At 52.5% G+C, this 25,094-nt stretch carries 21 protein-coding genes; 8 read left to right on the top strand and 13 right to left on the bottom strand.

Annotation, left to right across the window (positions count from 1 at the left end; translation table 11 throughout):
- Positions 1-31: 31 nt before the first annotated feature.
- Together VB712_RS18260 and VB712_RS18255 are read left to right on the top strand one after the other, a co-directional pair.
- Positions 32-589: a Uma2 family endonuclease gene (locus VB712_RS18260; RefSeq protein ID WP_323257366.1), complete on the top strand. Its 558-nt coding sequence runs from the start codon at positions 32-34 to the stop codon at positions 587-589.
- A gap of 137 nt (positions 590-726) precedes the next feature.
- Positions 727-1,686 (top strand): Rpn family recombination-promoting nuclease/putative transposase, encoded by a 960-nt coding sequence (locus VB712_RS18255; RefSeq protein WP_323257364.1) that lies wholly within the window; start codon positions 727-729, stop codon positions 1,684-1,686.
- Between the two features lie 41 nt (positions 1,687-1,727).
- On the opposite strand, the gene VB712_RS18250 is transcribed toward VB712_RS18255, so the two are convergent.
- The 5 genes from VB712_RS18250 to VB712_RS20575 all read right to left on the bottom strand — a co-directional run bounded on the left by VB712_RS18250 (position 1,728) and on the right by VB712_RS20575 (position 7,200).
- Positions 1,728-2,957 (bottom strand): DUF445 domain-containing protein, encoded by a 1,230-nt coding sequence (locus VB712_RS18250; protein WP_323257362.1) that lies wholly within the window; start codon positions 2,955-2,957, stop codon positions 1,728-1,730.
- Positions 2,958-2,963: 6 nt separating this feature from the next.
- Complete coding sequence (ubiE, locus tag VB712_RS18245; RefSeq protein ID WP_323257360.1) at positions 2,964-3,668, bottom strand: bifunctional demethylmenaquinone methyltransferase/2-methoxy-6-polyprenyl-1,4-benzoquinol methylase UbiE; 705 nt, start codon at positions 3,666-3,668, stop codon at positions 2,964-2,966.
- Between the two features lie 2 nt (positions 3,669-3,670).
- A complete protein-coding gene (locus VB712_RS18240; RefSeq protein WP_416236395.1) occupies positions 3,671-4,591 on the bottom strand; it encodes a response regulator in 921 nt (306 codons plus the stop codon).
- A 133-nt stretch (positions 4,592-4,724) separates the two neighbouring features.
- Positions 4,725-6,365, bottom strand: coding sequence for a glycosyltransferase family 39 protein (locus VB712_RS18235; RefSeq protein WP_323257356.1), 1,641 nt, complete (start codon positions 6,363-6,365; stop codon positions 4,725-4,727).
- Positions 6,316-7,200, bottom strand: a complete 885-nt coding sequence (locus tag VB712_RS20575; RefSeq protein ID WP_416236394.1) for a BMC domain-containing protein — start codon at positions 7,198-7,200, stop codon at positions 6,316-6,318. Before VB712_RS20575 ends, VB712_RS18235 begins: the two co-directional genes overlap by 50 nt.
- Positions 7,201-7,474: 274 nt before the next feature.
- On the opposite strand from VB712_RS20575, the gene VB712_RS18220 reads away from it, so the two are divergent.
- Complete coding sequence (locus VB712_RS18220) at positions 7,475-9,928, top strand: dynamin-like GTPase family protein (RefSeq protein WP_323257354.1); 2,454 nt, start codon at positions 7,475-7,477, stop codon at positions 9,926-9,928.
- 57 nt (positions 9,929-9,985) lie between these two features.
- On the opposite strand, the gene VB712_RS18215 is transcribed toward VB712_RS18220, so the two are convergent.
- From VB712_RS18215 to VB712_RS18200, 4 genes are read right to left on the bottom strand one after another with little or no spacing between them, the layout of a single operon-like run.
- On the bottom strand, positions 9,986-10,957 hold the full coding sequence (locus tag VB712_RS18215; RefSeq protein WP_323257352.1) for a DNA cytosine methyltransferase: 972 nt from the start codon (positions 10,955-10,957) through the stop codon (positions 9,986-9,988).
- A complete protein-coding gene (locus tag VB712_RS18210; protein ID WP_323257349.1) occupies positions 10,957-11,181 on the bottom strand; it encodes a HindVP family restriction endonuclease in 225 nt (74 codons plus the stop codon). Before VB712_RS18210 ends, VB712_RS18215 begins: the two co-directional genes overlap by 1 nt.
- A gap of 54 nt (positions 11,182-11,235) precedes the next feature.
- Positions 11,236-15,501: a hypothetical protein gene (locus VB712_RS18205; RefSeq protein WP_323257347.1), complete on the bottom strand. Its 4,266-nt coding sequence runs from the start codon at positions 15,499-15,501 to the stop codon at positions 11,236-11,238.
- Positions 15,498-16,424, bottom strand: a complete 927-nt coding sequence (locus VB712_RS18200; RefSeq protein WP_323257344.1) for a hypothetical protein — start codon at positions 16,422-16,424, stop codon at positions 15,498-15,500. Before VB712_RS18200 ends, VB712_RS18205 begins: the two co-directional genes overlap by 4 nt.
- A gap of 455 nt (positions 16,425-16,879) precedes the next feature.
- Between VB712_RS18200 and VB712_RS18195 the strand changes: the two genes are divergently transcribed.
- Positions 16,880-18,166 (top strand): glutamyl-tRNA reductase, encoded by a 1,287-nt coding sequence (locus VB712_RS18195; protein WP_323257342.1) that lies wholly within the window; start codon positions 16,880-16,882, stop codon positions 18,164-18,166.
- Positions 18,167-18,241: 75 nt separating this feature from the next.
- The gene (locus VB712_RS18190; protein ID WP_323257340.1) at positions 18,242-19,183 is read left to right on the top strand and encodes a LysR family transcriptional regulator; all 942 of its coding nucleotides are present in this window, start codon (positions 18,242-18,244) and stop codon (positions 19,181-19,183) included.
- 93 nt (positions 19,184-19,276) lie between these two features.
- Here VB712_RS18190 and VB712_RS20570 read toward each other — a convergent pair whose 3' ends face one another.
- Positions 19,277-19,489 carry a BrnA antitoxin family protein gene (locus tag VB712_RS20570; protein WP_416236393.1) on the bottom strand — a complete coding sequence of 71 codons (213 nt, stop codon included), beginning with the start codon at positions 19,487-19,489 and terminating at the stop codon, positions 19,277-19,279.
- On the bottom strand, positions 19,486-19,779 hold the full coding sequence (locus tag VB712_RS18185) for a BrnT family toxin (protein ID WP_323257338.1): 294 nt from the start codon (positions 19,777-19,779) through the stop codon (positions 19,486-19,488). Before VB712_RS18185 ends, VB712_RS20570 begins: the two co-directional genes overlap by 4 nt.
- A 138-nt stretch (positions 19,780-19,917) precedes the next feature.
- Between VB712_RS18185 and nagA the strand changes: the two genes are divergently transcribed.
- Positions 19,918-21,075 (top strand): N-acetylglucosamine-6-phosphate deacetylase, encoded by a 1,158-nt coding sequence (gene nagA / locus VB712_RS18180; protein ID WP_323257337.1) that lies wholly within the window; start codon positions 19,918-19,920, stop codon positions 21,073-21,075.
- A 133-nt stretch (positions 21,076-21,208) separates the two neighbouring features.
- Complete coding sequence (locus VB712_RS18175; RefSeq protein WP_323257335.1) at positions 21,209-21,949, top strand: DUF1995 family protein; 741 nt, start codon at positions 21,209-21,211, stop codon at positions 21,947-21,949.
- A 143-nt stretch (positions 21,950-22,092) separates the two neighbouring features.
- Here VB712_RS18175 and VB712_RS18170 read toward each other — a convergent pair whose 3' ends face one another.
- Both VB712_RS18170 and VB712_RS18165 read right to left on the bottom strand, forming a co-directional pair.
- Positions 22,093-22,548 carry an HNH endonuclease gene (locus VB712_RS18170; RefSeq protein WP_323257333.1) on the bottom strand — a complete coding sequence of 152 codons (456 nt, stop codon included), beginning with the start codon at positions 22,546-22,548 and terminating at the stop codon, positions 22,093-22,095.
- The gene (locus tag VB712_RS18165) at positions 22,535-22,813 is read right to left on the bottom strand and encodes a hypothetical protein (RefSeq protein WP_323257331.1); all 279 of its coding nucleotides are present in this window, start codon (positions 22,811-22,813) and stop codon (positions 22,535-22,537) included. The genes VB712_RS18170 and VB712_RS18165 overlap by 14 nt, the downstream gene beginning before the upstream one ends.
- 141 nt (positions 22,814-22,954) lie before the next feature.
- Here VB712_RS18165 and VB712_RS18160 point away from each other — a divergent pair.
- On the top strand, positions 22,955-25,094 hold a 2,140-nt coding region (locus VB712_RS18160; RefSeq protein WP_323257329.1), incomplete at its 3' end, for a tetratricopeptide repeat protein.

Below are 25,094 nucleotides of genomic sequence, written 5' to 3'. Positions count from 1 at the left end.
TTAGAATCAATCGAATCCTTGGGGAGGAAGCATGGCACTCTCAACGCTGAAATGGAGTTTGGACGATTATCATCAGATGATTAAAGCGGGGCTATTTGTTGATCGTCCTGTGGAGTTACTTGCCGGAGAAATTGTTCCTATGCCCCCAGAAGGTGAACCCCATGCTTATTTCAGCCGTACAGCCGGAGCTTATTTGGCTCGGATTTTAGGCGATCGCGCCCTCGTCAGTCCCGCCAAACCCATCACCCTCCCCAATGATTCTGAACCGGAACCCGATATTGCGATTGTGGCCCCCCTCGGTCGTGAATATCTTAAGCATCACCCCTATCCTGAAAATATTTTCTGGGTGATTGAATACGCCAACAGTAGCCTAGAGAAAGATTCAACCCTGAAATATCATCTCTACGCTGAAGCGGGAATTCCCGAATATTGGCTGGTGAATTTACAAACTGGGGAATTAATCATTCACCGTCAACCCAAGGGCGAGGAATACGGTTCTAAAATCACCCTCACCACCGGCACAATTTCACCCCTCGCTTTTCCCGATCTGACGATTCCCGTAGCAGCGATTATTTCCACAGAAGAATAACCTGCTTACTCGTCGTTGATGTGGGCTTGGGTTAAGTTGGGATCAAGTTAGATGGCTCGTTGACAGGAAGCGATCGCTCCTGGTCTAGCTCACCCCCCAACCCCGCTACCTTCAAAACCAGCATCGGTTAACCCCCCATGAGTTACCTCCAAGACCGCTACATCAACCCCCTCACCGACTTCGGCTTCAAACGCATCTTCGGCACCGAAGCCAACAAAGCCCTCGCCATTGCCTTCCTTAATACCCTCCTTCCCCCCCACCACCAAATCCAAGACCTCACCTACAAAAACACCGAAAACCTCGGCAACACCCCCCTCGACCGTAAAGCCATCTTCGATATCTATTGCCAAGCCACCAACGGCCAGCGGTTCATCGTTGAAATTCAAAAAGCCAAACAAAACTTCTTCAAAGATCGCAGCATTTACTACGCCAGCTTTCCCATTCAAGACCAAGCCCAAAAAGGTGAATGGAATTATCAATTAGCTGCCATCTATACCGTGGGTATTCTTGACTTTATCTTTGCAGAACATCAACAAGAGCCTGACTTAATTCACATCGTCAAACTCAAAGATCAACATTGCCGCGTACTCTACGAAAAACTGCAATTTATCTACATCGAACTCCCCAAATTCACCAAAACCCTCGAAGAACTGGAAACTCCCCTCGATCAGTGGCTCTTTGTGTTGCGGCATCTTGCAGAAATGAGCGATCGCCCCCAACTCCTCCAACAAGACCCCATCTTTAACCAACTCTTTGAAGTCGCAGAACTGGCCAACCTTTCCCGCCCAGAACAGGATAGTTATGAAAACAGTTTGAAGTATTATCGAGACTTGAATAATGTCATCGACACAGCCCGCCAAGAGGGACGAGAAGAAGGGCGTGAGGAGGGACGCGAAGAAGGACGCGAAGCGGGGCGACAGGAGGGCCAGCAAGCCTTAATTCTTCGTCTACTCACCCGCAAACTGGGGACAATCCCTGAACCGCTTCAAACCCAAATTTTTGACCTCAATGCTGAAGATATCGCCACATTGAGCGAAGCGATCTTCGATCTCGAAACCATCTCCGACCTCGAAATCTGGCTCAAATCCCGTCCCTGATCCATCCCAGCTAGATCTTGAGAAGATTCCGCAACCAAGCCCTAGCGTAATAACAACCAAACCGACTGTAACCCCCCAATCACTAACCCCAAAATTCCCCCCAGATTAACGATCGCCTGTAATTCACTTTTAACAATCCCCTGCACCGTACTTTCCAACTCCGCCGGAGTTGTCGCCATCACCCGCTCCACAATCACCTGATCGAGGGAGAGAATGGGGAGAATCTTCGCCACTAGCAATTCTAACTCCTCCTCTAAATACCGCTCCAATAATAAAGCCAGTTCCCAACTCACCGTTTCCAACGAAGTTTTCAACACCTCCGAATCCCGCAACCGCTTCAGCAAAATTTTCGCCAAACTATCCCAATCCACCGAAGCACTCAACTGCTCCAACAAATCCCCCCCCCGCTCTTGGATGTAGATCCGGATCGTGTCGCGGGTGGTTTTGCGCAATTGGCGCACCGTGCTTAAGGGGAGATTTTGCAGGGATAATTCCTGTAACCAAAACCGGAGGCGATCGCGCACCTCCAACGACAACACCAACTCCTTCAGCCGTGCATTGGTAATTTCCTTCTCATCCAAACAAAACGTCCGCAACCGCACTAGGGAATTGCGCACCCCAAATAAATTGGCCACCACCCAGGTTGTACCACTGGTTTTTTCCCGTAGCCCCTCATCAATGATTTGAATATTGCGATCGGTGAGAAACTCAATTAATGCCTGGCGTAACACATCTGGGGGAACCATCACCTGTAACACCCAATCCGCCAACTGCCGCGCCTGAGGATCCGTCAGTTGGAACTCCAACACCACCTGATCAAAAATATAGTTAATTTGCTCCGCTAAAAAATCCTCTTGCCGCGCCAAGGCCCGCAACAGCCGAGGCAGCGAACCACTAAACAGATCCCGGAGAATATTAGCCAGGATCATCGCCGTCTTTTGCTCCTGCTCCGCCTGTACCTGTTTCAGGGCCAAGCGTAAAAACCAGAGTAAGGCCTCCTGTACTCTTTCCTTTTGGAGTAATCGCTGGGTGAGCCGTTGCAATTCCCCAGGGGTAAGGAGCGAACCCATGATCGTATCGGCCACCCGTTGCGCTAACCGCTCCTGATTGGCGGGGATTAAACCCGGCGTGAAGGGGACGCGCCATTTCCCGACAAATAAAGGTTTGTAGGGACGGAACAGCATCTGAATAGCCAGATCATTGGTGAAATAGCCAATCACACCCCCAGCAATGGGGGGGATGAGGATCAGCCAGAGATTTGCAGGATCCACAGGTGGTTACGCGGCGGCTTGGGCAACTAATACCCCCATCATCCCACCAAAGATGGGGTAATGCACAGCTTGGCAAAAGCCGGCCCCTTGCGCTAGGTGGATCTGTTCGGCTCCGGTGGGGAACCGTTCGACGCTGGGGGCAATGTAGGCGTAGTCTGCTTTGAGGTCGAATTGTGTGGCCGTGGGTAGAACCACTTGATCCAAATACCAGGTTTGGAATTGCTGGATCCAGGGGTTTTGGGGGCGGTGGAAGTCGAGGATGGCGACGCGGCCGCCGGGTTTGAGGACGCGGTGCAGTTCCCCTAAGCAGCGGGGAATGTCGGTGACGTTGCGCAGGCCGTAGGCGAGGGTGGCGCAGTCAAAATAGGCATCGGGGGCGGGAATAGCGAGAGCATCCCCTTCTTGCCAGGTGATTTGGGGATAGAGATCGCCCCCCCTATTTGCGGCTACGGCTAATTGAGCCACGGAAAAATCTACGCCGATCACTTCCCCTTGCGGCCCCACCGCTTCCGCTAAAAGGAAGGCGAGATCGCCACTGCCACAGCAGAGATCCAAGGCGCGATCGCCCCTTTGGGGAGCCGCCCACTTGACCGCCATTTTTTTCCAAACCCGGTGTAACCCCCAGCTTAACTGGTGGTTGAGGTCGTCATAGACGGGGGCAATGCGGTTAAACAACGCCTGCACCGCGTCCGCTTGGGGAGTTTTTACCATACTTATCCCAAGGCGGCCAAAGCCAGTACAACTTGCTGCGCGGCAAGGTGAATGAGGTGGATTTCCTCCTCATTGGGTTTAGGCGATCGCCCCCACTGCAACGACAACAGCGCGATCAAATTTTCCCGATAATGCAGAGGCAAAACGAGATGAACTTGCAAGCCTGCCGCTTCGTACTCTGACCCTTCCGGCGGGGGAGTGGTGGCGGAATTCACCCACACTTGCGTATTCCCCGTTGAGAGGGCGGTTTGGAAGAGGGGATCGCTCTCAATGGCAATGGGCTGATCATGGCGGCCCTCTGCCCCCAATTGGCCCCCTTCAACCTGGCGGAGAATACAACCATCAGCGGAAAAGCTTTCCCCCAAGGCCGCCGCCAAGGCCGTTAAGCTTTGGGGCTGATCCAGGCTTTCCTGAGCCACATCCGCAATCATGGCCAGCAGTTTCGCCTGCTCCTCCGCTCGCTCCAGTTGCTCGGTGCGCTGTTTGAGCAAATCGTAGGTTTCAGCGGCGTGATCCACCACTGCCTTGAGTTCGTTGGGATCCCAGGGTTTAGTGATGTATTTATAGACCTGGCCGGAGTTGATCGCATCCACCAAATCCTCCACATCCGTAAACCCGGTGAGAATAATCCGCACCGTATCGGGGAAATCCGGCACGGTCTTACTGAGAAATTCCGTCCCCTTCATTTCCGGCATCCGTTGATCGGAGATAATCACCGCGACTTCTCCTTCTTCGGATAAAACTTCGAGGGCATTCATACCACTCTCGGCTTTAAAGACGCGAAAATCCCGCCGAAACGTGCGGTAGAGCAGATCAAGATTATCAGGCTCGTCATCGACAACAAGCATTTTAGGTTTCTTTTTACGATCCATACCGGTTATCTGGCGTGCAACATCATCAAGTCCGGAGAGCAGGCTATTCATAAGAGAATTTACAAGACTATCAAGTCGGGGAACGGCGGCAAAGCTTGGGCAACGGCCCAAACCCATCCAGTTGTTCAACAGCATTCACATCTATACCAGATTACACCGGATTTATTAGTGGTGTTTTTGTTTTTCAGGAATTGTCGTGACATTGATAGCGCTGATAGGGAAACCCCAGACGATAAAACTGATCCGGGTCAATCTGACAACGTTGATCCAGGGTGAGGGCCACGGTTTCCGGAAAAGCATCGTCGAGATAACCGGGGGCGATCGCCCACAGGCTCACCGGCTCAATCGGGAATGTCGCTAAGGTTTCCCAAACCTGTTCATAACCTTGCTCATAGCTCAAGAGGGCAAAATCGGCTTTTTGTTCCGGGGGGCGACGTTCCCCTAGAGCCAAGCCATAGCTTAACCCCACAGCGATTTCTAAAGTATTGCGATAGGCCATCATCACCATCACCGGCTCGGGGTCTTGATCAAATTGAGCCGCCACCTGATCCGGAAGGTAGGGTTTTTGGAAGGCGAGATTATAAACCACACAGAGGCTACTGAGGGTTAACACCGCAGCGGCAAACCCCTGAAACCGCCGGGATTGCGTCCCCCAAGTTGCCCCCAGCAAAGCACAGACCGCTGGAAAATAGACGAAATGATAACGGGGGGCAATGCTGATATCTTTGCCCAACCCGTAGATCAGCGCGAAATATTCCACGACCACCACTATCACCACTGTGGCGAGGGTGAACCGCTCCATGGAAGGGCCTAAGGCCTGCCACCCTTGGCGGGTTTGGTGGATCAGCACGGCGAGAATGGCGAGGCTCAGGAGGGCGATCGCCCCCTGCACAATCACCCCTTGCCCCTCCACTGGCGGCACAAACAGCATCACAATCCAACTGGCCACCGTTTGCCCCAAGGGGGCGAAGCCCGTGGGGGGAGAGAGCCAGCCGGTGGTGGGGCTATGGAAATGGCCCCAAAAGGCGGGCCACCAAGGGATCAGGAAGAGATAGGGCAGAAGATAGAGGGCGAAACCTTGGGCTAGGGTTGACCTGTTGAAGGGAGGGCGAAATCGGCCCCAAAACAGGGCGAAGGTGAGCAGTTGGGCCACAAGGGCCAGGAGGCAAAAATAATGGCTAAATAGGGCTAATGCACTCATCCCCCCCCAAAATGCCCAAGCCATCAGGGGCGATTTTTTCGCGCTCAATTGTTGTTGAACCCTAACTTGAGCCGCTAGGGCTAGGGTTAAAAAGACGAGGGGTAATGTGTAGTGGCGGGCTTCTTGGGAGAGGTAAACCGCAAAGGGAGAAAGGGCCATCAATGCCGCACCCGTCAGGCCCGCCCGCACTGAAAACGCCCAACGATTCAGCCCATAGACCGCCACAATCGCCCCCCCACCCCACAGGGCCGCAAAACTCCGCGTCGCCCAAGCCAAATTTTCCACACCGACCCAACCCAGCCAAGTATGAAGCAAGCAGAAAAAGAGGGGGGGATGGGTGGATTGACTGGCTAAACGGGCGGCAATGGCTGGGCAAGTCGTGGGGTTGTATTGGAAAAGGGAGGCGATCGCCTCCACCGGCAACAATTCAGCCGTGGGGATATCCTCAAACCCCAAACCGAGGCTAAAAATACTCGTGATCACCTCATCCACCCATAGGGGCTTACTGTCCAATTGCCAAAATCGCAACAGCAGGCCCAGGGCGAGGATTCCCCCCAGGATCAGCAATTCAGATCTATTCGGTCTCGTCGTCAGGGGCGATCGCTTCACGCTGTTCTTTCGCAACGGGTTTTCCTCGTTCTTCCGCCACCATTTCCGGTTGCTCCAAACGCCGTAAAGGAATTTTTTCCAACTCCGGCAAAGCCAAGCGGGATTTTTCCCGTTGTTGTTTTTCCTTGGGCAACAGCACTGGCAGGGGATCGGGTTTCTCGATCCAATGATCCGCCACGGGTAGCGTATGTTCCAAATCCTCTAAAGGTCGGGGAATTACCATCACCGCACTAAACTCGCCAATGCGCTCCGCTTCATGCATCCCCACATCAACGGCCACCGCCACATTCGCCACCGTGCCGCGAATAATCGCCGTACAAAGGCCATCACCAATTTTCTCATAGCCCGCCAAATGCACATCCGCCGCCTTCAGCATTGCATCGCAGGCCCCCACCAACGCCGGAAAACCCCGCGTTTCCAACAATCCCAAAGATTGATTGCTGAGGCGACTGTGGCCCCGTTGCTCCTGCTCCAGTTCAAAATATTTCGAGCCGATGGGGAAAATCGCCTCTAGGTTGGGCAGGGGGCGAGGCAGCACCATTTTAGAAACCAACTGGCCAAACTGTTCAGCGGTTCGCGCCCCCTCCTCCACAGCGAGGCGCACATCAGCGGTTTTGCCGCGAATAATCGCCGTACAGTAACCACTGCCAATATTTTCATAGCCCACAAGGATCACCCCCGCAGACTTGAGCATCATATCCGCTGTGCCGACAATGGCGGGAAAACTGCGGGTGGACACCAGACCAAGAGCACTTTCGCTAATCACCCTGCGGCGGGGGTGGTGAATAGCGGGGCTGCTGTGGACTGGTTGGGTGTTGGCCAGCCTCGATCTAATTTCAATCTGGGACATTAACACTTCACCGTGAGAGGGGCTTGGGGCGATCGCCTGCCGTCCCATCTTCTAGTTTGGCACGAGAACTTCCCCATCATGTTTCCCATGATAACGTTGCAACGGATCTTCAGAGTTAGGAAAAATTAATCCCCTGATCAAGGGGGGTTAATGGTCAAGATCACCCCTGGGGTGTGAGCCGATCGCTTGCGGTGGCGATTCCCGTCCCCCAGAGTGTGAGAAAACCGTTTCTACACCGTTGTAGAACCGAATATAATCAACCATCTAGGTAGTGATGACTCTCCAACAACATCCCGCTTGCGCTGACCTCAATGCCCAAGTGAGTAGTATTCTTGAACTTTTGCAACAGGATCCCGATCTGCGCCGCGACACCACCGCCGTCGAGACTGCTTTGCAAAAAGCGATCGCCCCCAAGTTTGAAATTGTCTTTGCCGGGGCCTTCAGTGCCGGGAAGTCGATGCTGATCAATGCCCTCCTGGAGCGGGAATTGCTCTACAGTGCGGAGGGCCACGCCACCGGCACGGAATGTTATATCCATTATGCGGAACCCAACGCCGAGCGGGTGGTGCTGACGTTCCTCAGTGAGGTGGAAATTCGTGAACAGTTACAAGTGTTGTGCGATCGCCTCCAAATTGCCACGATTAACATTAACGATGGCGCAGCCCGCGACCTCCTCAAGGGGGGCTGTCAGAAAATTATTGAGCGAGAAGGGGGGGAAACCAAATCCGACCGGGCGAAACAGGCGAAGGCCCTCGCCCTCCTTTTGGAAGGCTACGAACACAACCGCGATCGCATCCATTCGGTGCAAAGTGCCACCTATTCCATGGAGCAATTCAATTTCTCCAACCTCACCGAAGCCGCCAGTTATGCGCGGCGGGGGAGCAATAGCGCGGTGTTGAAACGGTTGGAATACTATTGCCATCATCCCCTATTACAGGATGGCAATGTGTTGGTGGATATGCCCGGCATTGATGCGCCGGTTAAAAAGGATGCCCAACTCACCTATAAAAAAATTGAGCATTCTGATACTTCAGCGGTGGTGACGGTATTAAAACCGGCTTCAGCGGGGGATATGACCAGTGAAGAAACGGAACTGTTGGACAAAATGCGCGATAATCCCAGTATTCGCGACCGCGTTTTTTATGTTTTCAATCGCATCGATGAAACTTGGTATAATGACGAATTGCGCCAACGGTTGGAGGCATTAATTCAAAGTGATTTCCGCGACACGAGCCGGATTTATAAAACCAGTGGCCTGTTGGGATTTTATGGCAGTCAAGTTAAGCAAACCAGCAGCGTAGATCGGTTCGGTTTAGATTCGATTTTTGCCCAAAGGGTGAAAAGCTTGGGTGGTGAGGAACAAACGCCGCAATTTGTCAGCAGTTTCAATAACTACTGCTCTAATTCTGGCAAGTTGGCCCGCAGCAATTTCCTCGTTTCCGTCAATGGTTATGACAGCCCCAATGAAAATTATGTACGGCTTTTGACGGAATGGGGCCATCCTTTACTGGAAAAACTAATCGAAGATAGCGGCATTGAAACGTTCCGTCAAGGAATTACCCGCTACCTGACCACGGAGAAACGCCCCCAACTGTTTGCGGCCTTAGCTGATGATCTGCAACCGATCTGTATTGATTTACAAAAGCACTATCAAAACCAGCGGCAGCGTCTCAGCAGCGAACCCCGTGAAATTGACGCAATGAAAGCACGGGAAGTGGATCGCCTCAATCAAAAGCTGAAGGATATCGGTTACAGCTTTGAGCAGTATTTTGCCAATCAGGTGAATCGCATCATTGCCAATGAGGATGCTCATTTTGAGAAAGATTTTGACGATCTGAAAAACAAAATGCTACAGCGTTTGGAGGAATTGCTGCGTTATTTTTCCGTGTTGAATGCCTATAAAAAAGCAACAGCAAGCCATCGCCGCAATGCTACGGCTCCATTTTTGGCGGTCTTGGTGGAGGCATTGTATACGCTAGCCAATGAATTGGAAGATGTGCTGGTCAAGTTCTCCGAAATTGTCCTCAAAAATTCCTGTCAACGTCTTTTGGAGTCCGTCAAAAAAACCGAGGCTTACCGGGAACTTTATCGGCTGTTGGGCAATGATGGCGGTTTAGAACAACAGCTAAAAAGTTTAGAGGAGAAATTGCTGCTTTTGATGACCAATGAGGCAAAACGGGAGTGCGATCGCTATGTGCGTGAAAGTCCCCGCTTCTACGATGAAGGCACATTCTCCATCTATCAATTCCGCCAAACCCTGCACCAAACCTCCGAAACCTACGGGGCAGAAAGTATTGTCAACGCTGAACCGGCGATCCGGCAATTACTGCAATTGGATTTCCAACCCAAAGTTGAGGCAACGGTGCAGCGCAATTTCCGCCAAGCCATGAACCAAATGCTCAAAACCCAGGTCTTGCCCTTTGCGGAAACATACAGCCTCAATATTCTCCAACAGTATGATCAAGCCCGCGCTCATCTCCAACGCACCCTAGAGGAGGAGGCCAAGTTAAAAATCGCCCAAAATGAGCAGGATTTAGGGGCAGTGGAGGAAAAAATTGAGATCTATAATGAGGCGATCGCCGGCATTAACGATTGCCTAGAATCCTTCAACCTCTACGATAAACGCCTGCCCCTCGTCTCCGATGGGGTTCCCGTTCCATACCCTGTCATTGAGCCAGAGATCAGCGCAGAAGTAGCAGAAGTATCCGATCCTGCACCCACCCTCTAAACCCCTAGGGGCGAAAAATCTTTCGCCCCTCCCCCTTTTCTTTTTTTGCGAGATGAGCTAGGTTCGATGGAGCACTTTTTTGGGTATTTCAAAATCATTATCTAACTCAAAAAGTGTAAGCTCTCTCTGAACACCTTCATTGATATAAATATTGATAGTATCGGCAACAAATTTTGCTAAATTTACAGGTACTGCATTACCAATCATTTGCTCAAGATTAGTTTTGGTTCCTTCAAAATAGAAAGACTTTGGAAACGTTTGGATATAACTTCGCTCAATTGTAGTTAATGGTCTAATCGTTGTTAGATCTAAACCTTGAGGATCACATGAATTTAATTTATAGCCAGAAGGAACCGGGCGATTAACACCCCTAACGGTAGGGCTAGGTTCATTAATTGAAAAAACGCCACGTCGATTATAATTTCTAGGATGCCGATAATAAAACTCAATACCCAAACTATCCCCTAAATAATTTTTAATTGTCATTGGTTTATGCGATAAACGCTGTTTAAATAATGAATTTAATTGATTATGCCCATCATTTAAATAGCCAATTAGAAAAAATCTAATTCTTGATTGAGGTACTCCGCAATATGACGCATCTAATATAACTGCGGATAAACCGTATCCTTCATTTTGTAATTTGATCACAATTTCTCGCAAAATATGACTTTTTTTGATTTGCTCAACATTTTCCATTACAAACCAAGTCGGCCTGACACCGCAAACTATATTTGTGAAATGATAGGTTAAATTTGCTCTACCCAGTGATAGATCTCGTTTTCCTGCACTGGAAAAATCCTGACAAGGTGGGCCACCCATAATTAGGTCTGGTTGCAGTCCTTTAATGATTTGAGTTGCCGTATCTTCATCAGTTAAATCTAATTTAAAAATAGGATGGCTAAAATTCTTTTTGTATACATCAATAGCAGGCTCCCAATTATCAAAGGCTTGAACAACATCAAATCCTGCTTTCTCAAAGCCCAAAGATAATCCTCCACAACCGGAAAAAAGATCGACACACTTCATCATTCAAAAAGCTCCGGAGAGTTGAAGACTATTGATAATCCTTCATGAGCAAGCACACCATTTTTTATTTTAAGATAATTTGCCAAAAAGCCTTTGTGATGTAAATAGCAGCACAAAGCTACGGGAAACGAAGAATTAAATTGATTCTTTCCCCAAGATTCTTTCATTAAAAAATCTCGATTACAATTATTTAAACCAAATAAACTTGGATGTTGCTCTTGCATGACTATTTTTTTGTTTTTGGATTCTTTAGGAATGATCAATGAATGGGTAGGCTATCACGGATTGCTTCCACTATCAACCTCGGTATTAATAACAGGCTCCTGACGGCCAAAACTCCGTAGCAACTCATTCACCTTCATACTGATGCCAAAATAGATCCCCCCATCGCCCCGATAACTACCAAAATCGCGATCGCGCACCCCGCCAAAACTGTAGCCCAAGGCAAACCGCAGATCCGGCGTGAGATGATAACCCAACTCCAACGCACTGCCCAATTCCGTAAATCCCGCCGCCGGTTGACCAATCACCCGCCCTTCCACCGTCACATCGTAGCGATAATCAAAACGGTACGTTGCCCGCATTTGCCCAAAATGGAGAGCGCTGCGATTGCTGAAATTTTGTGCCAAATCCGTCTGACTAGAGCGCAAAGCGTATTTCGTGTAAAACTCCCAACGCCAATCGGGGGCATAGATCATTTCCACTGCGAGGGTATGATCTCGGCTTTGGGTTCCCGTGCCAAATAAGAGGGTTTCGGGGATACTGCCGGGATTGCGGCGATATTCATAACTGAGCAGGGCATTGAAGCGATCGCTTTCTGGATCACGATAGGCTAACCCCAATTTTAAATTCACCGTATCCGGTAATCCTTCCAATAAACCATTGGCAGAACTGGCCTGTTGAAACCGCAATAACGTCGTTAACGCGGGGGTAATTTTTCCCGTTGCCGCTGCCCCTAGCACCATATTGGTTCCCGCCCGACTCACCCGCCGCTCAAACCGCGCCGAAGCCTGCCAATCCTCATTAGGTGTAAACTCTAACGCCCCATGGTAGGATTCCCCGCCAAAAAAGCCCAAAGAGGCCGCCGTTTGCCCCGTGGCAATGCCCTGAGCAAACCGTTCTCCCGCCGCCGTTGAGCCAAATAGATCATTTAAGACCCGTTCATAACCCACATTGGCCCGCAATCCCGGCGCAATCACCCAGCGATGATTTAACCCCACCGCCCCCTGACCCATCCAGCCGTTAATCCCCCCCAAAATCGAGTAACGGCCGGTAATATCCGTATTGCCCCACAGTTGGCGAGTCACCACCGTATCAAAACGGGTGACGGCATTATCACCAAATAGACCGCCATTACTAAATTGACGGGCCAAGCGGAGATCTACGCCAGGCATCGCCGCCCAATTTAGCCCTAAGGTGGTGCGGGTGGGATAGATGGGGTTGAGGTTGCCATGGCCTAAATTGAGTTCATTTTGGGCGCGGAAGGTGAGGCGGGAACTTAGGGGGGCAATGATGTTGCTAATCAATTGGGAAGCATCACTACTTAATTCCGGATTAGCATGATCTGCCCGTACCCGGTTTACCAATTCCCACTGGGTTTGCACTGTGCCGATTTTGCGATTCAAGCCGATGCGCAATGTGCGGGTTTCATTATTAAGGGGCGCAAAACTGAGGCGTTGCCAGGAGGGGATCAGGTTGGTATCGAAGAGATCGAGGGGGTCGGTGCTGGCCAAGGGCGCAAGGCCGGTATTGGCTTCGTAGGTATAGCTTGCCCTTGCTCCGGTGATTGCATCCAGTTGAGCGGTGAAATCTATGCCGTAGCGGGTTTGGCCCGGTTGAAAGGAGGTGGTGGCATCGTTGCTAAAGCCGGGGCTGACGCTGGTGTAGTCAGCATTGAAGCGGAGGGCGCGGGTGAGTTGTTTGGTGAGCTTGAATCGCAGCGCGGTTCCTGTGCCGGGGAATTCAGGACGATTGGTTTCGCTGCGGGCGTATTCAGCGGTAAAGAGACCGTTTTTAAAGGGGAGTTGCACATCGCCCCCATACTGTTCAAACTGATAGGCTCCTCGGTTTTCCTGCCAATAGGTGAACCCTAACCAACTGGGGTTTTGGAAATCCCGTGAGAGGTTATATTGAGTGCGACCGGCAAAAATATTCGTGTCGGGGGTGGTTTCTCCTTCGTATTGGTAGGTGACAAGAATTTGCTGTAAAAGTGCGGCATTGAATAGATCGTTTTGCAATCGCTCCACGGGACGACGAAATAATAATGTGCCGCGATCATAATCAATTTCATAATCGGGGCCCCGTTGCATGGCTTGGCGCTCCGTCACTAATCCCGGCTCTTCTAGGGAAGCCTGTTCTAAAAAGACGTTTTCGCTACCGGGGATGATCCGCCGCCGGGAGAGGAAGTAATAGCCGCTCGTACCATCGGGGGCGATCGCATCCCGTTGAAATCCTTCAATATCGGCACTATAGAGGGCTGAGATTTGCAAATTGCCCAGATTGTAATTGCCCTTAAAACCGTGGAGTTGACGCACATTGGCCGTGAAAGTTTGGGAAGGGCGGGCGAATTCTGTGGTGTGGTAATCCCCCCACATTAAATAATCCGGCTCTGCACCAGGAACGGGGAGGGTGCGTTCCATTCGCACATAGAAATGATCTGTAGAAGGGGTGAGGTAATCGACGGTGGAACTATCCCCATAGACAGGGTAACTTTGTTCGCAATGTTGAGGACTGCGAAACAGGCGCGAAATGCCGTCGCAGGTTTCATTGAGGGGGCGATCGCTATCGTAGGCCAAGGTTAACAACCAATCTTTACTGGCTCCCATGGCAAACACCGACCCCTCTAAATCCGTCGTCACCCGGCCAATGCTCTCCGGCGCGAGAAAATCCCGCCGACTCCCCCAAAAGTTTGTCCCCTGGGGGCCGACGCGAAAACTGACTAAGCCCGACACAATGGAGGGGCGTAAATCCGTGGTGAATTGAACGGTGGTGAAGGCTTCTACGGGTTCAGCAACGGGAACGGGGGCGCGGCCCGGGGCGGGTTCGGTTAGGGTATTGAGGGCAGCGCGAATCTGTACCCGTTGGGCCTCTAAGCTAGACCGTAACCAAGCCTGAAAACGACCGGCGATCGCCTCCACTTGAAAACCGGGGTGATCCGGCTCGCCATCATCCCCGACAAATTCCCCCGCACTACTGGTGAGGGTGACGGTGCGCGGTTCACTGATTAGTTCCCCTTGGGCATTGCGAATCCTTCCCTCTAGGGCCAGCGTCGAGCGGCCATCGGCGGCGACGAGGGGACTATCCACGGGGAAAATTTCCAGTTGCAGTTTTTCCTGTAAGTCTGTGGGGGTATTTTCTAGCAATACAGGAGTTTCGGGGGAATCAGCGGGGGGAATCACTGGGATCTCGATTTCCTCAGGGGAAGCGGGCGCAGGCGTTGTGGAGGGCGCAAGCGTTGCGCCCCTACTTTCCTGCTCCCCATCTAAGGGCGATGCGTTGAGATCAAACAGGGGTTGTAATTCCTGGGGCGGTGGCGGTTCAGAATCACTGAAAAAGTCCCCCACTTCGGCCTGAAGTTGTTTCAGTTCCTTTTTTTGTTCAGGGGTGAGGGTAGAGGGGCGATCTGAGATCAGCACATCGCTCCATTCATCCACCGCTAAACCTTGCACCTCTTCCCCATAGGTCGGGATTTCTGCGGCAATGGGTGCAGTGTCCTCAAGGGTTTGTCGTTCGGCCTCAATGGTAGGGGCGATCGGTGCAATATCGCCAATCGCCTCAGATCCTAAGCTAGGGGCAATTTCTGGGGGAAGCTCTGCTGATTCTAAATCAGCCTCAATGGTAGGCGTGATGGATTCGTTAGCAGGGATCTGCTCTTGTTGAGGTTCAGCGGCGGGCGGTAAAAGTTTTGGCGGATTAACGGGAACGATGGGGATCACCCCTGCCTCAGGGCTGATTTCCTCACGCCCCACTAACTCCTCTAAGGGCAGGCCGGGGGATTGTTCCACCACAGGCGGCAAAGCCGCCGGAGGAGGCGCAACAGGTTGAACCGCTGGCATCGGGGGAGGTGGCGGCGTTTTGACCACAGGTGGGGGGGGCGGGGCCTGGATCGTCTTGGGTTCCGGTTTAACTGGAGGGGGAGGCGGCGGCGTTTTCGCCACAGGAGCCGGGGGCGGAGTTGGTATGGCCTTGGGTGTTGCTTTAACCGGCGGCGGTGGCGGCGAAACATTTTTCGCCCCTACAGATTGAATGGGGGGGGTGGGAATTGCTTTCGGTTCCGCTTTCACCGGGGGCGGAGCAGGGGGTGGAGCTTGAACCGGAGGCGGTGCAACGGCTGCCACGGGGGGCGGTGGGGCCACTTCTGGACTTGCGGCCGGATCAGCCCCCTCTTCTGCCCATGCAGGGATCGCCACGAGCGGCAACGCCCCTCCTAACAACAAAATCGGGAGCGTCTGGGTTAAACACAGCCAAGGTAGAGCAGGGGAGGAGGACGAAAGGTTTAAACTTTTCGCCCCTACAGGTTCTAGAGGAGGAAGGTTATCGTTCATAGTTCGGGGGTTGCAGCGGGTTCAGTGAGGGGCATCACAGCAAAATTCATGCGGGCCAAACCACCCGGCTCCAAACGTACCCAACGAGCCAGACTATTGCGCTCTAAAACGTAATGATTCGGGGCCAGGGTATAGCCGGGAACACTGCTGAGATCCAATGTCCCCAGATGTTGGCCGGCCAACACATTGGCCATGGAAAACAAACCCTCTGGGTCTGTGGTGATCCGATTACCGTTATTCAGAAAAACGATCGCCCCTGGTATCCCCGGCTCGCCCCGTTGCTGTTCCCCATCAAAATTGCGATCTTCAAACACCCGACCGATCAACGTACCACAATCCGCCAAAATCCCCGGCCGGATCGCCATCACATAGCTGGCCATATTGCTCCGGCTTTCTTGGGCGATATTACGGCCATTGCCCCGCACCGCATCGGGGGTAATCAGGGCTGCGTAAACAATGGTGAGCGTTGCTCTGGGGGGAAGTTGCCCATAGCGAAACGTGATCAACCGCTGCTCACTCGTCACTTCAAGGGCGATCGCATTGCTCTGGCCCCCTTGGGTAAGGATGCCCTGTACCGAAGCGGCTAGGAAGTTTACCCCGAGGGGCAATTGATCGGTAATCGCAATATTTTGCGCCGTTGAGGAACCTGTATTGCGCAATATGAGTCGATAAACGGCAGTATCCCCCGGCTCGGCGGCGGCCCGGTCAGCGGTTTTGATTAACTCCAATTGCGCGGGGGCTGCGGTGAAACTCGTCGGATTAGAGATCACCACCGCCGGGAGGTTATCCCCCTGAGCCGTTGCCGTGTTGCGAATTTCCATCGCTGTTCCGCTGGCCATGCCCCAAAGCAAGGCGATCGCCAAGGCCAGGACTGCTAGCCCGAGCCAGCTACCCCGCTGATATCGACTTCCCTTCCCACTCATGATCAATTGTTAGCTGTGAATCGTTGAATATGTAGCCCCACGTTAAAACCCACACCCTTGCATCCCCTAAACTGCTGGGAGGATGTATGGTGGATTTCCAGGGGGGATGTGCTGTGGGCGTAGAAACGCGACGGGTTACGCCAGATGTAACCTCTGATCAGTAAGACGCAAATTAAATCTGAGGGGAGAATTTTTCTATTCTAACCGTTCCATTTTCTAGGTCAACGGCCAATGGATGGGAATTGGGGGTGTTGGCGCAACTGCTCCCTTGGAGCATCGCCTAACCCATACTTTTAAATCTAAAACCCAGATAGTTCTTCTGTTCTGCCATCGTCATAATTCCCCAACAGGAATCGGAAATTTTTGTTAAATCTTATTACTAAGGGGCAAAATCCCCCAAGGAAATGCCCAAAAATAGGCAGTTAATGTAACAAACCCCTTAATACAATAATTTTATGAACATCGCCGTGGTTGGCTTGAGCCATAAGACCGCGCCTGTAACGGTGCGCGAAAAACTCAGTATTCCAGAGTCCGACCTTGAAGGGGCGATCGCCCACCTCAAAACCTATCCCCACATTGAAGAGGTGGCTATTCTCAGCACCTGTAACCGCCTGGAAATCTACTTCGTTGCCACGGAGAGCGAGCCGGGGGTGGTGGAAGTGACCCAATTTCTCTCGGAAAAAAGCGGCCTCCCCCTCCACCAGTTGCGCCGCCATCTGTTCACGCTCCTTCACCAGGATGCCCTGCGCCATCTGATGCGGGTGGCGGCGGGTTTAGATAGCCTCGTGTTAGGGGAAGGGCAGATTCTCGCTCAGGTGAAAACCACCCATAAACAGGCCCAAAAATTCCAAGGGGTGGGCCGCCTGCTCGATCGCCTCTTTAAACAGGCCATCACTGCCGGGAAACGAGTCCGCACGGAAACCAACATCGGCACGGGGGCAGTTTCCATTTCCTCCGCTGCGGTGGAACTGGCCCAAATGCAACAGCCGGATCTGGCCCAATGCCGGATTGCGATTATTGGGGCGGGGAAAATGTCCCAGTTATTGGTGAAGCATTTGGCCTCGAAGGGGGTGCGGGAGATTACGGTGGTGAACCGTTCCCAGAAGCGATCGCAGGAGTTGGCCAAACAATTCCCGGAAGTATCGTTAATTTTGCGCCCCTTGGAGGAAATGCTAGAGGCGATCGCCGCCTCTGATCTGACGTTCACCAGTACCGGGGCCATGGAGCCGATTGTGGATCGGGCCAAACTCACCACGGCATTAACCCCGGATCATCCCCTGATGTTGGTGGATATCTCCGTTCCCCTCAACGTTCACCACGATGTCAAGGAAATGCCCCAGGTGCGGGTGTTTAATGTCGATGACCTCAAGGCCGTGGTGGCCCAAAATACCGCCCAACGCCGCCAGATGGCCCAAGAAGCGGAGGTGTTGTTAGAGGAAGAGGTGGAAGCCTATGAAGTATGGCGGCGATCGCTGGAAACCGTCCCCACGATCAACTCCCTGCGGCAAAAAATCGAAAGTATTCGTGAGCAAGAACTCGAAAAAGCCCTTTCCCGTTTGGGGGTGGAATTTGCCGATAAACACCAGGAGGTGATTGAGGCCCTCACCCGTGGGATTGTCAATAAAATTTTGCATGAACCCATGGTGCAATTGCGGGCGCAGCAGGATATTGAAGCGCGGCGCAAAGCGGTGCAATCCCTCCATTTACTGTTTAATCTGGATTCAACCGAACAGTATTCTTAGATTGTGCCTGCCCAACCCACCCCTAGCCTTGTGTAATGATCAGGGCGGGGTGGGTTCTTTATCTGTGGAAAGTTTATGAAAAATACGCCTGGGCTGTTGGGTCGCTTTAACCCCTACCGCATTAAAATTTCCCAACTGTTGGCTTTAGCAACAGTGGCCGATGAGGGAACCTTTAGCGCGGCGGCCTTGGCGTTGGATTTATCCCAATCGACGGTGAGCCATGCGATCGCCGCCCTCGAAAATGAACTCGGTGTGCAACTGATCCAACGCAGCCGTCAAGGGGCGCAACTCACCGCCGTGGGGGAGCGGATTCTGCCCCAAGCCCGGGCCATCCTCAATCACTTGGAAGTGATGGCCCAGGAGGCAAACCGAGAGCGGGGACTAGAAGGGGGAACAGTACGGATTGCGGCTTTTCGCAGTATGGCCACCCATTTATTGCCCAATGCGATCGCCCGTCTTCATGACCTCTACCCCACCATCAAAATCAAAATCACCGAATATGATGAATTCTACGATGTCGAAAGGGCGCTGCTCACAGGCCAGGTGGATATCAGCGTCGCGGAACTCCCCAAAGGCGAAGAATTCCAAACCTGGGAAATTTTACGAGATGATTACCTCGTTCTTTTACCCCCCAGCTACAGCGGCCCCACCCAACTCACCTGGGAACAATTGGCAGGATATCCCCTGATTGTTTCCTCCGTTGGAGCCTGTTCCCATCGCATCCATGACTGTCTCCATGCCGTCACAACGCATCTTCCCATCGCCTACGAAATCCGCGAAGACTCCACCATGATCAGTATGGTGAAGCAGGGCCTAGGGGTGACAATTTTGCCCCGCCTCGCCGCCGAACCCATCCCCCCTGGCATCAAGGTGGGTCAATTACCCTGTCCCCTCTACCGCACCATTGGCGCAGCCCTGTTAAAAAGTGCTCTCCATCCCCCGGCAGTCTATGCGTTCCTCGATGCCCTCCGCCAAGCCGGAGCCTTTATGCACCCAGCGTTACCCGCTTCAGGATGACGAGAGATCATACTTGGCTCTACCCAGTCCTGCAATTCTGGAGGCTCTGCCTCCACTAGGTTCTATGGACTTTTTTCCTTCATGCAATTCCGATTAATTGATCCACTCCAGGGACAATTTTCGTTTTGACCTTACACAGTCTTTCAAGTAGAGGTTGATCAAGGTCTGGTAAGGAATGTCAGTTTCTTCAGACAGTGCTTGGAAATAGTCCACAACATCTTCTTCTAGATGAACCGTTACCTGCTTGTTGAGTTTTGTACTATAGGGATTAGGCACAGATTGTGAAAAATCGTATTCTTCTCTCATCGCAAAAACCTGTGATATTGTTTTTGTTCTTGTTTAGTAGCCCGCCGAGCTGAAATGATACGCATCACCTCATCATTTTGTCGATACACATGACACACGACCAAAATCCGCAGGACAGCACTCATGCCCAGCAGGATATACCGATCTTCATCCTGGGAATGATCAGGATCATGAGACAGGCGGGCGTTTTCATCATCAAAGGCAGTTTGAGCCTCTTCAAGCGATATGCGGTGTTTTTGCTCGTTCTGGTGGGCTTTACGCTCATCCCACTCAAAAATAATGTCACTCATTTTTGAATTTTACAGGATACCTCGATGAGTTGCCTCATGGCGAAAATCAGCCTTGATCTGCTGCACTATTCCCCATAAGCACCTCTATTTTTCGAGATGTCTTAAATTGTACAATAATCTCTAAATGATCAAATCTCTATGGTTGGCGATCGCCTCATTACTCAAGCCCGTCTCGTTGAAGATGGGCAACTCTACACCCTCCAAATTCACAACGGCATCATTACCGCCTGCTCCCCCCAAACCCCAGACCCTCCAACGGGGCCAACTCTCGATTTAGGGGGGGATTGGCTCTCCCTCGGTGGCATGGATTTGCAGATTAACGGCGGCTTAGGCTTGGCGTTTCCTGATTTAACACCGGAGGATCAGCCCCAACTACAAGCCATTGCTCGCTATCTGTGGGAGCAGGGGGTCGATGGCTTTTGCCCGACGATTGTCACCACGGCCATGGATAAGATTCACCAAGCCATGGCTGTGATTGCCGATTCTGGCCTGCTCAACCCTCCCGCCGGCCATGCCCAAATTTTAGGCGTACATCTAGAGGGGCCGTTCCTCAATCCCGCCAAACGGGGGGCGCATCCCGAAGCCCATCTACAACCCTTAACCCTTGAGCGGGTGCAGCGGGTGTTGGGGGATTTTGCGCCTGTGGTGAAGATTGTCACCCTTGCGCCGGAATTGGAGCCGGGGGGAGAGGCGATCCGCGATAGCGCACCTATCGCCTACCTCGTCAACCAAGGCATCACCGTCAGCCTTGGCCATTCCCTCGCGACCGCCCCCCAAGCCCAAGCCGCCTTTGACCAAGGGGCAACGATGATCACCCATGCCTTCAACGCCATGCCCCCCCTCCATCACCGCGATCCGGGGTTATTGGGGGCCGCCCTTACCCGGCCGGGGGTCTATTCTGGCTTCATTGCCGATGGGGAGCATATTAGCCCGATGATGTTGCAGTTATTACTACGGATGAATGGGGGGGGATTATTTTTAGTCAGTGATGCCCTGGCCCCCTTGGGGCTACCGGATGGGGTTTATCCCTGGGATGAGCGGCAAATCACGATCGCCCAAGGCACAGCCCGCCTTGATGCCCAAACCTTAGCCGGAACCACATTGCCCCTATTGAAGGGGGTAGAAAATTTGGTGGATTGGGGATTGTCTGGAGTGGGGGAGGCGATCGCCCTTGCCACCGAGGCCCCGCGCCGGGCCATCGGTCAACCCGGTTTAACCGTCGGGCAACGGGCTAGCTTTTTGCGCTGGTCTGGGGGTGAGGGGCAACCACTGCAATGGCAACGCTTGGCGGTTTGAGGAAAGAGGAGAGAGCAGAGAGGATAGAGAAATTCAACTCACTCCTCACTTCTCACTCCTCAAATATCGATAAATCCGCCCAAAATTCAGAGATAATGGGAGCCATTGCAAGCCAAATTTGATCAAATTTTTTATGACGATCCCCGATTCCCTCGAAGCCGCCATCCAACAAGCCAAAACCGCCACGCTCACCGCCCTTGAGGGGGGTTGCCACCGTATCCAAGTGGAATTGGTTTTTCCTGAAATTGCCCTCGAAGCCCAAAACATTGCCCGCCAATTTACCGAACTCTTCCTTGATTACAGTTCAGGGTTAAAAGTCCTCTTTGCCGATACGGGGGCGGCGGCTCTGGCGCGGCGGGATTGGGGGGATGTACCTTTTTTGGTCAATGATTTGGGCAGTCGGTTTACGCCGGTAGAAACGAAGGTGAGTGAGAGTGATCAGTTATTCCTGGTCGTTTGTCCCTCCTCTGTGGAAGTGGAAGCGGTGGAAAAGTTGTGTAATTTAGCGGGCGATCGCCCCGTGATCCTGCTCATTCCCCAGTTGGAAAGTGTGGCAACGGTAGGGATCGGCTCAACAGCGCGACAGTTACGGGAGCGTTTCCTCAGCACCTTAGAAACTGCCTACTATCTCAAACCCTTTGAAGGGGGCGTGGTCTATCGCACCTATCCGGAATTGTGGCAGGTGTGGACGGATGCCCCGGCTCCGGTGGTGGGTTATACCCTCATTGCCGAGGAGCCGGAACGGCCAGCGGGGGATCGATTGGAACGGATCTTAATGGGCAGTGCCGAAAGTAACCCCGATGTCGTCCCAACGCCGAAAAAGAAAGGTCTCTTGGGGAATTTAGGGCAAATGCTCAAGGCGTTGAGCCAATAAATTGCTCTGGGGTGGTTGGATTGTTGGGGGGCGATCGGGTGGGGGGCGCAACGCTTGCGCCCTTGGGGTTTTGGGTGAGGATGGGGGGAGGTTTTTTGGGGAAGGGGCGATGGTTTGGCCGTTTGGGAAGAAGAATTCACGTCTTAATCGTTTTGGATTGGATCATGCTGTGGGGGATGCCAGCCCGCTTGCTGCCAAATTTGTCTGGTTTCGCGAATATTGCGATCGCCCTGATAACGTTCATCATTGAGATCGAGTCGTTGGCAGGTTGCGCGTCCTGTGGGTGTTGTTCCGATAATTCGGAGCGTATCTTTTGACCAGATAAAATGGTCTGACCATTGTTGTGTACGTGGGTTAAAAATTGGGGTGATCAAGTTGGTTTTTTGATCGCTACCGACGGTAAAGTTATAGCGTCTCTGGTTACAACGACGGCAAGCTAATGCTAGGTTATCTAGCTGATCAGAACCACCGAGCGATCGCGGCTGAATGTGATCGATGGTGAAACGAGATGCGCTGATTTGTTCGGGTGAGTGACAATATTCACAGTAATAGTTTGCCCGTTTTCTTACTCGTTGGCGAACAAGATCATTGAGGGTCATGGTTGGCGATGAGCAGGGAGTTGAGATAGGTGAATAAGCGATCGAGTTCGCCAATGGCATCTAGTTCGGTTTGTTCGTCTTCGGTTAATGTTGCGGTGGCGTTTTTGTCGAGGAGTTCTTCGAGGCGGTTTTGTAAGGGTTCGGTGAATTTGAAAAACCGGAGATTGTCTTGGGTTTCGACGGTGATCCCGGTTTCGATGAGGTTAGGGGGGTTGATCAGGACTTGCATCGGCTGGCTGTGAGTGGGTGTCTCTATTGTATCCATTGGGTTTGTTGAAGGGGAGAGGTGGTAGGGGGTGCAAGGGAGGGCGCAAGCGTTGCGCCCCTACAAGTACATCGTAGGGGCGCAATGTTTGCGCCCTTGGGTTTTGGGGTAGGATGGGGGGAGGTTTTTGGGGAAGGGGCTATGGTTTGGCCGTTTGGGAAGAAGCAGCGGGGGCCGGATTTTGTGGGGGCGTTGGGGTCGGTGTCGAATTGGGTGATCTTGGAGCAGCGGGATTTTACGGTGTGGCGGGATTTGCCGCGTTTTGGGGTGACGGAGGAGGGGTTGGTGGCTTGGGTGCGGGAGGGGAATGGGCGGGAGGTGTTGAGTTTGGATCGGTGGCGGGGTTTGGCGGCGGCGGAGTTGGGGGAGTTGAGTGAGTTGGCGAGGGATGTGGTGGGGAGTGAGAAATTGCCGCCGGTTGAGGAGTTGCTGGTGAGGGTAGAGAATAAGGGAAAAAGTGGGACACTGCCTCTTGATCCGTCTGATGATTATCCGTCTGATGATTCGGGGGCGAAAAAAGGGCTTCAAGAACATCTGAGAGATCCAGATTTTGAGCGAAGAGTGCAGGGATATTTTGCAGATGCACAGAAGCCTGTCAATATTTCTGCTAGGGCAAAGAAATTATTTGAAGAGGGGGGGGAAGCATTTTTAGCGTTGGATTTATTGGGTGCAAAAAATTACTGGATTCAAGCAATTGAGGCAGATTCTCAATATTCCTATGCTTATGCTTGGTTAGGTACAGTTTATAAATATGAAAACAATCCTCAAAAATCCCTTGAATGTTGTAATGATGCTATTGATCGGGATCGTGGTTTAGCATACGCCTACAAAGAGCGCGGCATTGCCTACCAAAACCTGAAGCGGTATGAGGAGGCGATCACAGACTACACCAAAGCTATCGACATCGACCCCCGCTTCACTTATGCCTACGGCGGTCGCGGCAATACCTACCATGAACTGAAGCGATACGAAGAGGCGATCGAAGACTACAACCAAGCTATCGACATCGACCCCCGCTTCACCTATGCCTACTACGGTCGCGGCAATACCTACAATGAACTGAAGCGGTATGAGGAGGCGATCAAAGACTACAACCAAGCTATCGACATCGATCCCCGCTACACTTATGCCTACGGCGGTCGCGGCAATACCTACCGTGAACTGAAACGGTATGAGGAGGGGATCGCAGACTGCACCAGAGCCATTGAACTTGACCTCAACTGTACCTATGCCTACATCAATCGCGGCTCTGCCTACCGTGAACTGAAGCGATACGAAGAGGCTATTCGGGACTACACCAGAGCCATCACCCTTCAACCTGAAGACTGGCGAGCTTGGGCAAATCGGGGTCTAGCTCTCTTTGATTACTCCGGCTATCAAGCCGCCCTCGACAACTACACCGAAGGTCTCAAACACATCGATCCCGACAGTGAACCCTTGGGCTGTGCAACCTTACACCGGTTCACAGGCCGCGCCCACTACCAACAAGCTAAAAACCACAGCGAATATATGCGCTACTGGGATGCTACCCAGAGCTACAGCACCGCCTACAATTTCATCGAAGCCAACCCCCTCTACACCCCCGAAACCCTCAAAATCCTCCGGGATTGGATTCAAGCCGATCGCGCCCTCGAACAATCCGAATCTGCCGATAAACTCACCATCAACGCCATCCAACGCCTAGAACGCGCCCTCCAAAACGCCGATCCCCAATCTCGCCGCCTCCTCCGGGCTGAATTCCAAGACTTTTACCGCTTAAACGTCGATCGCCTCGTCAGCCAAAACAACCCCTGGGAAGCCCTGATCGAAGCCGAAAAATGGAAAAGCCTCGCCCTCACCTGGCTCCAAAACCCCAACGCCGACCCCCAACCCCTCAGCCGCGAAACCCTCCAAACCCGCATCCAACACCTTTGCCCCAACCCCCACACCGCCATCCTCTACTGGCATCTTAGCCCCGCCCAAATCACCACCTTCCTCCTGCGCCCCCACCAAGACCCCCAAACCTTCACCACCCCCACCGATCCCCCCCACACCCCCGCCACCAAAACCCAAACCAACTTCACCGAATGGCTCAAAAACTACAAGGAACAATACCAACAACACCGCAAAAAAACCCCCTCGTCCCATGGCTCCGCCGTGGGATGGACAACAGGCGGCTCCGCCGCCCATAACCAGGAGGCAGAGCCTCCCCATAGTCATGACTTGGCAGAGCCAAGTCACGAGGAAACTTGGCGCGACCAACTCCCCCAAACCCTCCACCACCTCAGCCAAATCCTCAACA

Source organism: Spirulina sp. CCNP1310 (assembly GCF_034932185.1).
In the GTDB taxonomy this organism is placed as follows: Bacteria; Cyanobacteriota; Cyanobacteriia; order Cyanobacteriales; family Spirulinaceae; genus Spirulina.
Note: the sequence above shows the minus strand (reverse complement) of the source record. Positions and strands in the feature narration are given on the sequence as shown.